General features: G+C 65.6%; 16 protein-coding genes. 12 read left to right on the forward strand and 4 right to left on the reverse strand.

The genetic code is table 11. The annotated features are described in order from the left end of the window. The first annotated feature begins 41 nt into the window (after window positions 1–41). The 7 genes from IPP91_07925 (at window position 42) to IPP91_07955 (ending at window position 7,522) form a co-directional block, all read left to right on the forward strand. A complete protein-coding gene (locus IPP91_07925) occupies window positions 42–986 on the forward strand; it encodes a serine/threonine protein kinase (GenBank protein MBL0141994.1) in 945 nt (314 codons plus the stop codon). Window positions 987–1,005: 19 nt separating this feature from the next. Continuing rightward, window positions 1,006–1,911, forward strand: a complete 906-nt coding sequence (locus IPP91_07930; protein ID MBL0141995.1) for a serine/threonine-protein phosphatase — start codon at window positions 1,006–1,008, stop codon at window positions 1,909–1,911. A gap of 22 nt (window positions 1,912–1,933) precedes the next feature. After that, window positions 1,934–2,650, forward strand: a complete 717-nt coding sequence (gene rph / locus IPP91_07935; protein MBL0141996.1) for a ribonuclease PH — start codon at window positions 1,934–1,936, stop codon at window positions 2,648–2,650. Between the two features lie 109 nt (window positions 2,651–2,759). Beyond that, window positions 2,760–3,362, forward strand: a complete 603-nt coding sequence (gene rdgB, locus IPP91_07940; protein MBL0141997.1) for an RdgB/HAM1 family non-canonical purine NTP pyrophosphatase — start codon at window positions 2,760–2,762, stop codon at window positions 3,360–3,362. A 41-nt stretch (window positions 3,363–3,403) separates the two neighbouring features. Further along, window positions 3,404–4,573, forward strand: coding sequence for an oxygen-independent coproporphyrinogen III oxidase-like protein (locus IPP91_07945; GenBank protein ID MBL0141998.1), 1,170 nt, complete (start codon window positions 3,404–3,406; stop codon window positions 4,571–4,573). 89 nt (window positions 4,574–4,662) lie between these two features. Beyond that, window positions 4,663–6,708 carry an elongation factor G gene (locus IPP91_07950; protein ID MBL0141999.1) on the forward strand — a complete coding sequence of 682 codons (2,046 nt, stop codon included), beginning with the start codon at window positions 4,663–4,665 and terminating at the stop codon, window positions 6,706–6,708. A gap of 256 nt (window positions 6,709–6,964) precedes the next feature. Beyond that, a complete protein-coding gene (locus tag IPP91_07955; GenBank protein MBL0142000.1) occupies window positions 6,965–7,522 on the forward strand; it encodes a DUF2857 family protein in 558 nt (185 codons plus the stop codon). Window positions 7,523–7,563: 41 nt separating this feature from the next. On the opposite strand, the gene IPP91_07960 is transcribed toward IPP91_07955, so the two are convergent. After that, a complete protein-coding gene (locus IPP91_07960) occupies window positions 7,564–8,679 on the reverse strand; it encodes an aromatic ring-hydroxylating dioxygenase subunit alpha (GenBank protein ID MBL0142001.1) in 1,116 nt (371 codons plus the stop codon). A 251-nt stretch (window positions 8,680–8,930) separates the two neighbouring features. On the opposite strand from IPP91_07960, the gene IPP91_07965 reads away from it, so the two are divergent. The 5 genes from IPP91_07965 (at window position 8,931) to IPP91_07985 (ending at window position 12,977) form a co-directional block, all read left to right on the forward strand. After that, entirely contained in the window at window positions 8,931–9,167 is a 237-nt protein-coding gene (locus IPP91_07965) for an exodeoxyribonuclease VII small subunit (protein ID MBL0142002.1), read from the forward strand. A 44-nt stretch (window positions 9,168–9,211) separates the two neighbouring features. Further along, on the forward strand, window positions 9,212–10,060 hold the full coding sequence (locus IPP91_07970) for a polyprenyl synthetase family protein (GenBank protein ID MBL0142003.1): 849 nt from the start codon (window positions 9,212–9,214) through the stop codon (window positions 10,058–10,060). Between the two features lie 90 nt (window positions 10,061–10,150). After that, window positions 10,151–12,049, forward strand: coding sequence for a 1-deoxy-D-xylulose-5-phosphate synthase (dxs, locus tag IPP91_07975; protein MBL0142004.1), 1,899 nt, complete (start codon window positions 10,151–10,153; stop codon window positions 12,047–12,049). Beyond that, the gene (locus tag IPP91_07980; protein ID MBL0142005.1) at window positions 12,039–12,515 is read left to right on the forward strand and encodes a hypothetical protein; all 477 of its coding nucleotides are present in this window, start codon (window positions 12,039–12,041) and stop codon (window positions 12,513–12,515) included. The genes dxs and IPP91_07980 overlap by 11 nt, the downstream gene beginning before the upstream one ends. A gap of 84 nt (window positions 12,516–12,599) precedes the next feature. Next, on the forward strand, window positions 12,600–12,977 hold the full coding sequence (locus IPP91_07985; GenBank protein MBL0142006.1) for a hypothetical protein: 378 nt from the start codon (window positions 12,600–12,602) through the stop codon (window positions 12,975–12,977). A 77-nt stretch (window positions 12,978–13,054) separates the two neighbouring features. Here the strand turns inward: IPP91_07985 and IPP91_07990 are convergent, their stop codons facing one another. From IPP91_07990 to IPP91_08000, 3 genes are read right to left on the reverse strand one after another with little or no spacing between them, the layout of a single operon-like run. Continuing rightward, window positions 13,055–13,624, reverse strand: coding sequence for a hypothetical protein (locus tag IPP91_07990; protein ID MBL0142007.1), 570 nt, complete (start codon window positions 13,622–13,624; stop codon window positions 13,055–13,057). Further along, window positions 13,575–14,618, reverse strand: coding sequence for a site-specific DNA-methyltransferase (locus IPP91_07995; protein MBL0142008.1), 1,044 nt, complete (start codon window positions 14,616–14,618; stop codon window positions 13,575–13,577). Before IPP91_07995 ends, IPP91_07990 begins: the two co-directional genes overlap by 50 nt. A gap of 17 nt (window positions 14,619–14,635) precedes the next feature. After that, window positions 14,636–15,559: an IS1595 family transposase gene (locus IPP91_08000; GenBank protein MBL0142009.1), complete on the reverse strand. Its 924-nt coding sequence runs from the start codon at window positions 15,557–15,559 to the stop codon at window positions 14,636–14,638. Between the last annotated feature and the right edge of the window lie 77 nt (window positions 15,560–15,636).

The raw sequence follows: 15,636 nt of genomic DNA on the forward strand, positions 1-15,636 counted from the left end.
TGCCGACAATGCATTGAATTATAGCGGAACCTCCGCATCCCATGCCTTCGCAGGTGAACCAGCCGTTGCCGGGAGGTTACGTCCTCAACGGCTATCGCATCGACAAGCCTCTCTCCTCCGGCGGTTTCAGCATCGTCTATCTCGCCTATGACGAGAAGCAGACGCCCTTCGCCATCAAGGAATACCTTCCGGCCTCCCTCGGGCTGCGCTCGGAGGGCACGGAAGTGAAGATCGAGGACGAGTCGAACCTCTCGTCGTTCCGGCACGGCCTCAAGTGCTTCTTCGAGGAAGGGCGCGCGCTCGCGGTCATCTCGCACCCGAACGTGGTGCGCGTGGAGAACTTCTTCCGCGCCAACGAGACGGTGTACATGGTGATGCAGTACGTGCGCGGGCGGACGCTGCAGTTCCACATCCAGAGGAACCGCGCCGAGTTCACCGAGACCTTCATGCGCCGCATCTTCATCCACCTGATGAACGGGCTGCGCGAGGTGCACGCCAACAAGCTGCTGCACCTGGACATCAAGCCCGCCAACATCTACCTGGCGATGGACGGACGGCCGGTGCTGCTCGATTTCGGCGCCGCGCGCATCACGCTTTCCGACGAGCCGCTGAAGCTCAAGCCCATGTACACCGCGGGATTCGCCGCGCCCGAACAGTACAAGTTCGAGCCCGGGCAGCTCGGGCCGTGGAGCGACATCTACTCGGTTGGCGCCACTCTCTACACCTGCATCGCGGGAACGCCGCCGCAGGCGGCCGACGCGCGCATCGAGAAGGACCGCCTGATCCCGCCGCGCACGCTGGCTCGCCAGAGCTACTCCGACGAGCTCTACTCGATCGTGGATGCGTGCCTGAAGCTCGACCACATGGCGCGGCCGCAGACCGCCTTCGAACTGCAGAAGCTCCTCATGGTCGAGCCGCCCGATGTCGGCCGGAAGGGGTTCCTCGACACCCTGAGCAAGCCCCTCTCCAGTTTCTTCACGAAGTAGGCGGCCCGGGACAAGGACGATGCGATTCACGATCTTCCGGGACAGCCGCCAGGGCGACCGCTCGGGCAACGAGGACCGGATCGGGTATTCGTACGGCAAGGACGTCCTGCTGATGGTGGTGGCCGACGGCATGGGCGGGCACCTGCAGGGCGAGGTGGCCGCGGAGATCGCGGTGACCGAGATCACGCGCCTCTTCCAGCAGGAGGCGAGGAACCGGCTGCGGCGCCCGTCTGACTTCCTCGTTTCCGTGATCAATGCCGCACACCGCGCGATCGTCTCGCACGCCGTGGCGGAAAACCTGCTCGAGTCCCCGCGCACGACGTGCGTGGTGTGCATCGTCCAGGGCGGGACCGCCTGGTGGGCCCATTCGGGCGATTCGCGCCTCTATGTCCTGCGCGGCGGCAAGCTCGTCGCGGCCACGCAGGACCACTCGCGCGTCCAGCAGCTGGTCGATTCGGGCGTGATCACGCCGGAGGCCGCGGCCACGCACCCGGAGAGGAACAAGATCTTCAGCTGCCTGGGTGGCGTCGTGCCCCCGGTCATCGCCGTGGGAAGCGAATTCGCGCTGCAGACGGGAGACACGATCCTCCTGTCGAGCGACGGCTTCTGGAGCCAGATCCCCGCCGCCCTCATCGCGAACCTGCTGCGCAAGCAGGACATCGTCGGCCTGCTGCCGGGCCTGCTCACCGAGGCCTACAAGCGCGCCAAGGGCGAATCCGACAACCTTTCGATCGTTGCGATGACCTGGGAGGCGCAGGACGACCCGCGTTACGCGGACACCGAGCAAGTCGACGCCGAGCATTTCACGACCTCGTCCAATACGCTCGACCCCGACCGTTCTCCCGCCGCGGACGACGTGACCGACGATGAGATCGAGAAGGCGATCGCCGAGATCCAGAGCGCGATCAAGAAGGTTCCCCGCTAGCCAGCCTGCCCGAAGGATTTCCATGCCCCGATTCCAGGACCGCCCCGCGGACGCCTTGCGCCCGGTGCGCATCACCCGCCATTTCACCCGCCACGCCGAAGGCTCCGTGCTGGTCGAGTTCGGCGAGACGCGCGTGCTGTGCACCGCGAGCGTCGAGGAGAAGGTGCCCGGCTTCCTGAAGGGCAAGGGCTCCGGCTGGGTCACGGCGGAATACGGGATGCTGCCGCGCGCCACACACACGCGCGGCGCGCGCGAGGCGGCCGCGGGCAGGCAGTCGGGCCGCACGCAGGAGATCCAGCGCCTCGTCGGCCGCGCGCTGCGCTCCGTCGTGGATCTTTCGGCCCTCGGCGAGCGCCAGGTCACGATCGACTGCGATGTGCTTCAAGCGGACGGGGGCACGCGCTGCGCCTCGATCACGGGCGCGATGGTGGCGCTCGCGGACGCGGTGTCGTGGCTCAAGGGCAAGGCACTGGTGACGCGCGAGCCCATCCGCGACTTCGTGGCGGCGGTCTCGGTTGGCATCGTCGCGGGCGCACCCTGCCTCGACCTCGACTATGCCGAGGATTCCGCCTGCGACACCGACATGAACGTCGTGATGACCGGCGCGGGCGGGTTCGTCGAGGTGCAGGGCACGGCCGAGGGAGCCCCCTTTTCACGCGACGAGATGGACCGGCTGCTAGCGCTCGCCTCGAATGGCATCGCGCAGATCGTCGCGATGCAGAGGCGCTCGCTCGCATGAAGCCCTCACCCCCAATCCCTCTGCCGCGAGCGGGCAAGGGGAGAAACCAGGAAGGGGCATCGCGCGAGGGGCTTGCGTCTCCTTCCGGAGTAGGGCCGGGGGTGAAGCCATGACCCGCCTCGTTATCGCGAGCAACAACGCCGGCAAGCTCGCGGAGATTTCGGCGATCCTCGCGCCGCTCGGCTTCGAGACGGTTCCGCAGGGCGCGCTGGGCGTGCCGGAGGCGCAGGAGCCCCACCACACCTTCGTCGAGAACGCGCTCGCCAAGGCGAGGAACTGCGCGCGCCATACCGGGCTCGCGGCCCTGGCCGACGACTCGGGCCTGTGCGTCGAGGCGCTTGGCGGCGCGCCCGGCGTGCATTCGGCGTACTTCGCCGGTCGTCAGGGCACCCGAGAAGAGCGCGACCACGCGAACAACGCCCTCCTCGTCGAGAAGCTCGAGGCGGCGACGAACCGGCAGGCCCATTACTACTGCGTCATGGTGCTGGTCCGCAACGTCGATGATCCGGAGCCGCTCATCGCGGAAGGCCGGTGGCAGGGCGAGATCGCCAGCACGGCCTGCGGCACGGGCGGCTTCGGTTACGACCCGTATTTCCGGATTCCCGCGCTCGGACGCACCGCGGCGCAGCTTCCGGCAGCGCAGAAGAACCGCCTGAGCCACCGCGCGATTGCCGCCTCGCGTCTGGCCGCCCGCCTACGCGGCGAGGATTGAAGCCGTCCGTGAAGCCTGTGACGGTGGCCTTGCCCGGGCGCATGCGCCTTGCCGCACTCCCGCCCCTCGCGCTCTACATCCACGTGCCGTGGTGCCTGAAGAAGTGCCCCTACTGCGATTTCAACTCGCACGAGGCGAAGGGCGAAGTGCCCGAGTCGCGCTACGTGGACGCCGTGATCGCGGACCTGGAAGCGAGCGTGCCGAAGGTGTGGGGCCGCCGGGTGCACGCGATCTTCCTGGGCGGCGGCACGCCCAGCCTTTTTTCCGCGAACGCGATCGACCGCCTCCTCACGGCGGCGCGCACGCTGCTGCCGGTGGAAGCCGATGCCGAGGTCACGCTCGAGGCCAACCCCGGCACGTTCGAGCAGGCCAGGTTCAGCGGCTTCCGCAGCGCAGGGGTGAACCGGCTCTCGGTGGGCATCCAGAGCTTCGACGCGCAGCGCCTGAAGGCCATCGGCCGCGTGCACGACGCCGACGAGGCCCGACGCGCCGTGGACATCGCGCTTTCCCTCTTCGACAACGTGAACCTGGACCTCATGTACGCGCTGCCGGGGCAGGGCGTGGATGAGGCGCTCTCGGACATTCGCACGGCCATCGCGTTCGGTCCGCCGCACCTGTCCGCCTACCACCTCACCGTGGAACCCAATACCTGGTTCCACCGCTACCCGCCGCCCCTTCCGGACGACGACACCGCCGGTGTGATGCAGGAGGCGATCGAGGCCGAACTCGCACAAGCCGGCTACGAGAACTACGAGACGTCGGCCTTCGCGAAGCCGGAGCGGCGCTCGCGCCACAACCTCAACTACTGGCGATTCGGCGACTACCTCGGCGTGGGCGCCGGCGCCCACTCCAAGCTCTCCTTCCGCGACCGGATCACGCGGGAGGCGCGCCACCGGCAGCCGAAGGCTTACCAGGACAAGGCGCTCGCGGGCGATGCCGTCCAGGAGGCGCACGAGGTTCCCGCGGGCGACGTCGCCTTCGAGTTCATGATGAACGCGCTGCGGCTCTCGGAAGGCTTCCCCGTCGAGCTGTTCGGCGAGCGCACCGGGCTCGCGCTTTCCGTGGTGGAAGGCGCTCTCGCGAGGGCGCAGGCCGCCGGCCTCCTCGAACGCGATGCGATCCGCATCCGACCCACGTTGCGCGGCCGGCGATTCCTGAATGACCTGCTGGGTTTGTTCCTTCCGGAGGCAAAGTCGCCCCGGAAAGTGTAAATTCGGGGGGCAGAAGGTCCGAGAACCCCTGGAACACTCATCCCCCCGCAAATCCCCGCTCCCCCGGCTCCGTCAAGAGGAACAGCATCGTGCCGAAGTACACCGAGTCCATCCACACCCTTGCTCTCGTCGGCCATGGCGGTGCCGGCAAAACCACGTTGGCCGAGGCCCTGCTCTGGAAGGCGGGTGCCATCCCCGCCATGGGCTCCGTCGAGAAGGGCAGCACGGTCTGCGATTTCGACCCGCTTGAAAAGGAGTACCTGCACTCGCTCAATTCCTCCCTGGTGAATTTCGACTGGGAGGACATGCACATCCACATGATCGACACGCCCGGCATGCCCGACTTCGCCGGCCAGTCGATCGCCGCGCTCGCGGCCGTGGAGACCGCGGTCGTCGTGATCAACGCGCAGAACGGCATCGAGCTCAACACCAGCCGCATGATGAAGTGGGCGAAGACGCGGGGCCTGTGCCGCATGATCGTCGTGAACAAGATCGACGCGGACAACGTCGATCTTCCGGGGCTGCTGCGCAAGATCCAGGACCACTTCGGCAAGGAGTGCCTGCCCATCAACCTGCCGGCCCACGACCGCAAGGACGTGGTGGACTGCTTCTTCACCCCGGACGGCGATGCCGATTTCGTCGGCGTGAAGGCCGCGCACACCGCCATCGTCGAGCAGGTGGTCGAGGTGGACGAGGCGCTCATGACCCTCTACCTGGAGCAGGGTGAGGAGCTCAAGCCCGAGCAGCTTCATGCGCCTTTCGAGAAGGCGCTGCGCGACGGCCACCTCGTGCCCGTGTGCTTCACCTCCGCGAAGACCGGCGCGGGCATCCCGCAGTTCCTCGAGATCCTCGCGCGCCTGGCGCCCAACGCGACGGAGGGCAACCCGCCGCCCTTCGTGAAGAGCGACACGACCGAGGGCGAGGAATTCCACGCCGAACCCGACCGCACGAAGCATGTCCTCGCGCACGTCTTCAAGGTCCTGGTGGACCCCTACGTGGGCAAGGTGGCCTTCTTCCGCGTCCACCAGGGAACGATCACGAAGGACTCGCAGCTCTACATCGGAGAAGGCAAGCGCCCCTTCAAGGTGGGCCATCTCTACACCATCCAGGGCAAGGAATTCATCGAGGTGAACGAGCTCTTCCCCGGCGACCTGGGCGCCGTGGCGAAGATTGACGAGATCGAGTTCAACGCGGTGCTGCACGACTCGCACGACGAGGACAACATCCGCCTGCGCTCGCTGGATTTCCCCACCCCCATGCATTCCATCGCGGTGGAGACGAAGAAGAAGGGCGACGAGCAGCGCCTCTTCGAGGTGCTGCACAAGCTCGAGATCGAGGACCCGTGCCTGTGGATCGAGCGCCACCCCACCACGCACGAGACGGTGGTGCGCGGCCTGGGCGAGCTGCACATGCGCGTGAAGCTGGAGAAGATGTCCACGCAGTACAAGCTGGAAGTGGACACCAAGCCCCCCAAGATCCCCTACCGCGAGACGATCACGAAGAAGGCCGAGGGCCACTGCCGCCACAAGAAGCAGACGGGCGGGGCCGGCCAGTTCGGCGAGGTGTACCTGAAGATCGAGCCGCTTTCGCGCGGCAGCGGCTTCGAGTTCGTGGACCAGGTGAAGGGTGGCGTGATCCCGACGGTCTTCATCCCGGCCGTGGAGAAAGGCGTGAAGCAGGCGCTCGACAACGGCGTCATCGCGGGCTACCCCGTCGAGGACATCCGCGTCATCGTCTACGACGGCAAGAGCCACGCCGTGGATTCCAAGGAGATCGCCTTCGTGACGGCGGGCAAGAAGGCCGTGATCGACGCGATTCTCAAGGCCGGCGCCATCATCCTCGAGCCCATCGTGAACATCACCATCACCGCGCCCGACCGCTTCGTGGGCGACATGACGAGCGACATCTCGTCGAGGCGCGGGCAGATCACGGGCACGGAATCCTCCGGCGGCGACCTCATGTCGATATCCGGGCAGGTGCCGCTTTCCGAGGTGGCGGAATACCAGTCGCGCCTTCGCTCGGTGACGGGCGGGCAGGGCTCCTACCAGATCGAGTACAGCCACTACGCGATGGTGCCTCCGCAGACGCAGTCGGCGCTCACCTCGGAGTTCAAGCTGGCGAAGGAAGAGGACTAGCGCTCCGGCCTTCCAGAGGCAGAGCGGATCTTTTCCCTGCAACTTCGCGCCCTTGCGGCGCGAAGTTGCAGCGCCTTCATCGACGGCGGGCGCGGAGCAAGTTCGATGCCCGCCTGGCGATGCTGCGGCGCGACACGAAAATTTTCCCTTTTCGCGTTGACACGATTAACGTCCGTTGGCACCTTCGGTCTCTCGCACATATCCGCGGTCCCGCCGCGGCGACAGCGCAACCGGCGCGCAAGGGGGAGAACGAGCGATGATCGAGATCCGCGACCAGCAACTGCGCCTGCTCTTCCTCACCCATCTCATCCGGGAACTGCAGCGTAGCGCCGACGAAAACCGCCCTGCGCCGCCGGGCCTGAGCGAGGCGCAGTTCGACGAGCTGCGCGCCCTCAGCACCGACGACCTCGTGCGCCTCTCGGAGATGCAGGAGCCGCGCGTGGCCGTTCAGATCGACGCCGGCTCCTTCGAGCACGGCCTGCGCCAGGTGGGCTACATCGGCAAGCGCTCCAAGCAGATCGAGCACTTCATCCGCCACGGCGCCACCTCGGCCATGCTCACGAAGCTCTTCCGCATCTCCTCCACCGACGTGACGCTCAAGCGCCGCCTCTTCGCGGGAACCCACGACAAGCTGCGCCGGCCGGCGATGCCCGTGCCCGCGGTTCGCGAAGCCATCCAGAAGCGCTGGTGGGAGATCCGCAAGGGCAAGGAGCGAGAGCCCCTGCGTCCCGAGGACTACGAGGACCTGCACGCGGACTTCCCCGTCCACACCTACGCGACCCTCTGGGCCGTGGTGCACGAATTCGGGGGCTAAAAAAGGGGACAGACCCCCAATAGAGGGTCTGTCCCCTTTTTCTAGAGGTGCCGCGCCACCTCGCGGCGCATGAACTCGTGGAAGTGGACCATCCCGTCCTCCATCGGGGACTGGTACGGCCCGTGCTCCTCGCGGCCCTCGAGCCACAGCGCGCGTCGGCCCTGCGTCATGCGGTCGCAGATCTCCTTGTCCTCCACCGCCGTCTCGTCGTAGGCCTTCTGTTCCGCCTCGACGAACTCGCGCTCGAAGAGGGCGATCTCCTCGGGGTAGTAGAACTCGACCACGTTCACGCACTTCTCCGGCCCGCGCGGCCAGAGCGTGGAGATCACGAGCACGTGCGGGTACCACTCGACCATGATGTTGGGGTAGTAGGTGAGCCAGATGGCGCCGTGCGGCGGAGGCTCGCCGTTGCGGAATTTGAGCACCTGCTCGTGCCACTTCGCGTACACGGCGCTGCCCGGCTGGGCGAGCGACTTGTTCACGCCCACCGTCTGCACGCTGTACCAGTCGCCGTATTCCCACTTGAGGTCGTCGCAGGTGACGAAATGGCCGAGGCCCGGGTGGAAGGGAGCGACGTGGTAGTCCTCGAGATAGACCTCGATGAACGTCTTCCAGTTGAAGTCGTAATTCACGACCTCGATCTTGTCGAGCACGTAGCCGTCGAAATCCAGGTTGTTCGCCGCGCCCATCGAGGCCAGGTCGCGCGCAATGTCGCGCGGCCCGTTGAAGAGCAGGCCGCGCCACTGCTGCAGATCCTGCCGCGGCAGGTCCAGACAGGGGTGATCCGGGAAATGCGGCGCGCCGATGTGCTTGCCGTGGCTGTCGTAGGACCAGCGGTGCACGGGGCAGGTGATGGTGCCGCCGGGGAGCTGGCCCGCGCCCGCGAGCATCACCGCCTGCCGGTGGCGGCAGACGTTGGAGACCATGTCGTGGCGCCCAACGTTGTTCACGAGCGCCCAGCCGGGGCCGTTCCCGCGCCAATCGAGGACGCGATAATCGCCGGGCTGCGGCGCCATCTTGGCGTGTCCGACGTAGCCCGGGCCGCGGTCAAACAGGAGCTTTTGCTCGATGTCCGCCACTTTCGGATCGAAATACCACGAAAGCGGCAGATGGGTAGGCGTCCGGGTGAGCGCCAGTTGGCTCGCCAAGTCCGACATGTTCCGCACCTCCGATGAATCCAAAGATGAAAACCACAGCGGGCTAATCGAGTCAGCTAGCTTTTAACTCTGCAGCTCCGTCCCGAACCAGCATAGAATTTGAGCAGGCCAGTTTGCCCTTAGTTCCGTTCTTTTTCAAGGATTCCGGCGCGTCGCGTTGAGGGGCGTCAAGGATGCGGCGAACGGATGCGGATCCGCCCGGATGCCGCGCAAAATGACGGCAGGGACCAATTGCGTTAAGGTGCCGACCCATGCCCAAGACGACTCCCATCACCGCCGACATCCCGTTCGAGAAGGCCCTCGAGGAACTCGAGGCCCTCGTGGCCCGGATGGAGGACGGCAAGCTTCCCCTCGAGGAGTCGCTTGCAGCCTACCAGCGCGGGGCGGAACTGCTGCGCTACTGCGAAGGCAAGCTTTCCGCCGCCCGGGCGCGCATCAGCGTCCTCGAGGGCGAAGTGCTGAAGGACCTTCCCGCGGCCGAATCGTGAGCGCCATCGATTTCGCCGCCTGGTCGCGCGAGGTGGGCGGCCGCATGGAAGCCGTCCTCGCGCAGGTCCTGCCCTCCCCGCACATCGCACCCTCGCGGCTGCACGATTGCATGCGCTATGCCGCGCTGGGCGGCGGCAAGCGCGTGCGGCCGATGCTGGTCTTCGCAGCCGGCGTCGTTTCCGGGGCCGATCCGGGACGCCTGGAGCTCGTCAGCGCCGCGGTGGAGCTGATACACGCCTATTCCCTGATTCACGACGACCTGCCCTGCATGGACGACGACGTGCTCCGGCGCGGCAAGCCCACCTGCCACGTGGAGTTCGACGAGGCCACGGCGCTTCTGGCCGGCGACGCGATGCAGAGCCTCGCCTTCCAGCTCCTGGCCGAAAACCGCCTCGCCGACGACGCCGCAGTGCAGTTGCAGATGATCCAGGTCTTTGCGGTCGCCTGCGGCTCGCGGGGAATGGCCGGAGGGCAGGCCATCGACCTCGATGCGGTGGGCAAGCTCCTCACGTTGCCGGAGCTGGAGAACATGCATATCCACAAAACCGGCGCCCTCATCCGGGCATCCGTCCTGCTGGGCGCCCATTGCGGCGAGGTCCTCGGCGAGGATTACCGGGCCGGCCTGGACCGCTATGCGAAATGCGTAGGCCTCGCCTTCCAGGTGGTGGACGACATCCTCGACGAGGAAAGCGACTCCGCGACTCTGGGCAAGACCGCCGGCAAGGACAGGCAGGCCGGCAAGCCGACCTACACGAGCCTGCTCGGCACCCCGGGGGCGAAGCAATTCGCCGCCGGCCTCCTCGCCGACGCCCACGACGCCCTCGCCTCGTTCGACGCCCGCGCCGATCGCCTGCGCGAACTGGCCGACTTCATCGTGAAGCGCGACCGGTAGGGGAAAGGGGTCGGATTTGAGGCAGCGCAGACGGGAATCGGCCAGTTGCGGCAAAATGCCTTGGTCCGGCCTGCCTGCCGGCCCCAGACAATGAACACCTACCCCCTCCTCGAGACGATCAACGATCCGGCGGACCTCCGGCGGCTCGACCGCAAGCAGCTACCCGTGCTGGCCGCGGAGCTTCGCCGTTTCATCGTCGAGTCCGTGGCGTCCACCGGGGGGCACCTCTCCTCGAACCTGGGGACGGTGGAACTCACCATCGCGCTGCATTACGTCTTCGCAACCCCGGAGGACCGCATCATCTGGGACGTGGGCCACCAGACCTACGGCCACAAGATCCTCACCGGCCGGCGCGCGGGCATGGCGCGGCTGCGGCAGAAGGGCGGCATCGCCGGCTTCCCGCGGCGGGAGGAATCGATCTACGACACCTTCGGCACCGCGCATTCCTCCACCTCGATTTCCGCCGCCCTGGGCATGGCGGTGGCGGCACGGCACCTCGGGCGCGACCATCGCGCGATCGCGGTCATCGGCGACGGCGCCATGACCGCCGGCATGGCCTTCGAGGCGCTCAACAACGTGAAGCACTCCGGCGCCAACGTGATCGTGGTCCTGAACGACAACGACATGTCGATCTCCGAAAACGTGGGCGCGCTCAACAACTACCTCGCGAAGCTCATGTCGGGGCGCTTCTACGCGGCGACGAAGAAGACCGCCGACAAGATCCTGTCCGTGTCGCCGCCGATGAAGGAACTCGCCAAGCGCTTCGAGGGGCACGCCAAGGGCATGCTCACGCCTTCCACGCTCTTCGAGGAATTCGGCCTCAATTACACCGGCCCCGTCGATGGCCACAATATCGAGGCCCTCATCGACACGCTCTCCAACGTGAAGCGCCTGGACGGCCCGCAGTTCCTGCACGTGGTCACGAAGAAGGGCCAGGGCTACGCCTTCGCCGAGGACGACCCGATCGCCTACCACGGCCCCGGCAAGTTCGACCCGGGCGTGGGCCTCGTGAAGCCCGTACCGGTAGCCGACGCCCGGCCGCGGCCCACGTACACGCAGATCTTCGGCGACTGGCTGTGCGACATGGCCAGGGCCGACCGCCGCCTGGTGGGCATCACGCCGGCGATGCGCGAGGGCTCGGGCATGGTGCGCTTCTCGCGCGAGTATCCGGACCGCTACTTCGACGTCGGCATCGCGGAGCAGCACGCCGTCACTTTCGCCGCGGGCCTCGCCTGCGACGGCATGAAACCGGTGGTCGCGATCTATTCCACGTTCCTGCAGCGCGCCTACGACCAGCTCATCCACGATGTGGCGCTGCAGAACCTGCCGGTGGTCTTCGCGCTCGATCGCGGCGGCCTCGTGGGCGCCGACGGGCCGACGCACCACGGCGCCTTCGACATCTCGTTCCTGCGCTGCATCCCCAACATGACGGTGATGGCCCCCGCGGACGAGAACGAGTGCCGCCAGATGCTCTACACCGGCTTCACGATCGACGGCCCTTCGGCGGTGCGCTACCCGCGCGGCGCGGGCGCCGGCGCGGAGGTGCTGCAGCAGATGAAGGCGCTGCCGGTTGGGGAAGGCGAGATCCGCCGCGAGGGCCGCAGGATCGCGATCCTCGCGTTCGGCTCGATGGTAAAGCCGGCGCTGGATGCGGCCACGGAACTGGGAGCCACCGTCGCCAACATGCGATTCGTGAAACCGCTCGACGAGGCGCTCGTCCTGCGCCTGGCCACCACCCATGAACTCGTCGTCACCGTCGAGGAGAACGCCCTCGAGGGGGGCGCCGGATCCGCGGTCCTCGAGTCGCTCGCGGCCCAGGGCATCGAGGTGCAGGTGCTGCAACTGGGCCTGCCCGACCATTTCGTCGAACACGGCGATCCGGCGCAATTGCTGGCCGACTGCGGCCTCGATGCGTCCGGTATCGTGCGTGCCATCCGTGAAAGGCTTTCGCAAGGCGATGCGTCCCAGAGACCGGGCATTGCGGCTTAGGGCCGCGGCATTCCTCCTCGCGGCCGCGGTGCTTCCCGCTGCCGCCGCCGACAAACCCTGCGATGCGGCCGACAAGGCCGTCGACGGCGTGACCTCGTGGTCCGCGCTGCAGACGGCGGTCCGCGACTACGGCCACTGCGACAAGGGCCCGACTGCCGATGCGTTCACCGAGGCGATCCTGCGCGTGGTGATCAGCGGATGGCCGAAATTGGGCGACGCCGGTCCCATCCTCGAGAAGGACGCGACTTTCCGCGACTGGCTCAACCGGAGACTGAGCAGCCCCACCCTTTCCACCCAGGACTCGGGGGAGATCCGCGACCTGGCCAAGGGAAGCTGCCCCAAGGGTCAGCAGAAGGTGTGCGCCGACCTGCTGTCGTCAGTCGAAATGGGCCGCTCCATCTCGGCGCCCGACCTCATGCTGCTGCCCCCGCCCGCGGTCCCCGCACCCGCCAAGGGCAAGCCTTGAGGCTGGACGGTCGCATGGCGCTCGTTACGCACGGGCGCCGTTCACGGTAAAATTCACAGCCTCGCGATCGAAAGGAATCCGATGATGAAAGGCACCGCTTACGCACTCGCCCTCGCCCTGGGCGCCACCACCGCGCTTGCGCAGGCACCCGCGACGCCACCGGCCGCCACGGCGCCGGCCGCCACCGCGCCGACCGCCCCCGCGGCCGTGGTTCCCCAGCCGAAGTGCGAACCCAAGCCGGTTTACCCGGGCCCGACGGGCATGCAGGACGAGAAGAAGGTCGATGCCTTCCGGGCCACGCTCAAGGCCTACCAGGATTGCGTGAAAGCCTACGTCGCGGAGCGCAAGACGGTCATCGACGCGAGCAACACGGCAATCCGCGCCCTGGTCGAGGAGCACAACGCCGTGATGAACAAGATCCGCCTGGAACAAGAGGCCCTGAAGAAGGAAGCGGGCAAGTAGGGTCTTCGCGCCCCTCGCCGGAAAGGGCCGGGTCGCCGGGAGGCGATCCGGCCCCTTTTCCTTCGGGAACTACATACTTAACCACCTAGCGTTGGCTTGCCGCCTCTGAGGACGATGCCGGGCAGCATATAAGCCGCCGCACCCTTGAGCTTTTGCGCGGGGCACAGAACGCCAAAAGTATGGGTTCGCCCGCCCTTGCCTATGCCAGCCGTGCTGGTTTCGTACTTCCAGTCCCCAGAGGTCAGGAACACCACGTCGACCCGCCAGACAACAACTGGGCAGCCCGGTTTGATCGACAGCGTTGTGTCCACGAGATAACGCCAGACCACGTACCAACCCGGATGGTTGTAGTGCGACTGGATGGCCCATGGGCGACTGCTGCCCTTCGACTCCAAGGCAAGCTCCGGCGGTGGGTTGACCTTGCCGCCCAAGGACAGGTCCGGGAATCGCTGTTGAGCTACGTCGGGGTGCTTGTGCTTCTTGTAGGGACTGACCGCGTGGAGCGCCTTCGTACCGAAGATGCCAACAATGGCGCTAAAGACGTTCGCCTGCTCAAGGTATATCTCGATGAGTTCGGCGGTTCCCTTTTCGACGTACTCAACCGCTTTTTCGATGTGCAGCGGCGTAAGGTCTTTCGGCAGCGGCATCCGTTTCCCCTGTAAGCCCAAGGGGCAATTGTGCGCCGGAGACCTGAAACGCGGCAAGTTTAGGAATTGCCTTATCTGCCACGTCGAAGTACTCCGGGTCAATCTCGGTGCCAATGCTGGTGTACCCGACGGCACTAGCGGCGGCAATCGTGGAGCCCCCGCCCATGAACGGATCGAACAATACGCCTGTGCCGAGGGGCAGCATCGCGCGAACGATTTGCCGCATGAATGCCTGTGGCTTGAGCGACGGATGCGGGGCGAGGTTTCGCTCTTCCGGTCGTGTCGGCGCAGATCTGATCACGTCCAAGAAAGGGTCATCTTGAGACACGCGACGTAACCCGCCCACGCCCCATTTGCGGAGGTTGTCTTGCACGCGCCCGTCGAGCGGTTTGCGGAACAATCCCCACGGCTCCCACCCGGAGCGAGGCATCACGCTCACGTCGTTGAACTCTTCATGCGCGTTTTTCGGGCGGTCGCCACCCCGCAGGGTTTGAACCAATCTGATGACTTCGCCGCGCTTCTCAAAACCTGCCTCGATGAGGGGTACGTAAACCAAGTGCGACAGCAGAGGATTCGTTGCGATGACAATGTGCCCTCCGGGAACCAAAACACGGAAAGCGCGTTGCGCGAAGTCCTCAAAGAACATTTGCAGGACCTGAAGGTCCGCCTCATCCAGCACCGTGAAGCGCGGAACCGGCATGCGCTCGATACCATCGAATGACGGCGGGATGCGCCACACTCCGCCCTTGCCCTTTCGCAACTTGGACTGCTCCTCGTCTGAATACTCTTTCAAACCATAGGGCGGGTCGGTAACGACGCCGTGGATGGACTGGGGCTCACGCGCGTCCATCCACGCGAACGCATCGGCAAGGTGGATTGTGTACGGACCGCGCTGTTCTGCCACGGCAGCGATGCGCTGCGCCTTCGTTTGCTTGCGCTCAGGGTTGTAACGCAGCACCGCATCCGCGATGCGATCAAGCCCGCTGGTGTCCATCGTTCCCTCCGATGTTGTTATTGAACCGTCAGTTGACGGTAAGTAATGCGACGACCCACGGCCGCTTCCACAAAGCTATCCAACCGCACCAAAGTATGACGGCCGACATTCTCGTCATTCAGGCGGAACGTGAACTCGTCAACGTAGCGAGACAGATGCTTGTCGCTGACTTGGTGATACACGCCGTGAAGGCCACGTTTGAGGACCCCCCACACGCTCTCGATGCTGTTCGTTGTAACACCACTACGAACGTATTCGCGTTGCTTGTGGTTGACCGTCTCGAGACCGAAGAACAGCGGGCCAAGGCCCTTGTACGCCGAATGCTCGTCGGTGTGCAGCGTAGTGCCCAATTCGAGGTTTTCATGGATCGCCCCATGAAGGCTGTCTGTGTCGGTACTGGCGACCTTTTTGGTTCTGGTGCGCCCACCGCGCTCGCGCATTCCCACGATCACTTTCTTGCCAACCGTTCCGCGACCCGCGTTCAGCTTCTTCTTGGCATGCTTGTTCATTTCCTTGCCGCCAATGTACGCCTCGTCCACTTCTACGATGCCGCTCAGCATGTTGGGATCATTACCGCACGCCTCGCGGAGGCGTTGTAGGACAAACCACGCGGACTTTTGCGTGATGCCGATTTCCTTGGAGAGTTGGAGCGAGCTAATGCCCTTGCGCGACTTGACGAGCAGGTACATCGCGTACAACCATTTGTTGAGCGGAACGTGCGACCGCCCGAATATCGTTCCGGTGCGGATCGTGAAATCGAGCTTACAGGGGTTGCAGCGGTAGAAACCGTTCTTGCGCGGAGTAACGCGCTCAATGGTTCCGCACGTCGGGCACTTCGCCCCTGTGGGCCAAAGGCGGCCTTCGAGATACACGCGGGCAGACTGCTCGTCGGGGAATTTCTTGAACAGTTGGAAGGTGCTTATTGTTATCTTGTCATCCATGGCCTGACCCCCTGACGCGATAGGTAGATGATTACCTAAAGCATTTAGGTAGACAAGTATATAATTCCCTTTCCTGT

The sequence above is a fragment of the Betaproteobacteria bacterium genome (genome assembly GCA_016720855.1).
Lineage (GTDB): Bacteria > Pseudomonadota > Gammaproteobacteria > Burkholderiales > Usitatibacteraceae > FEB-7.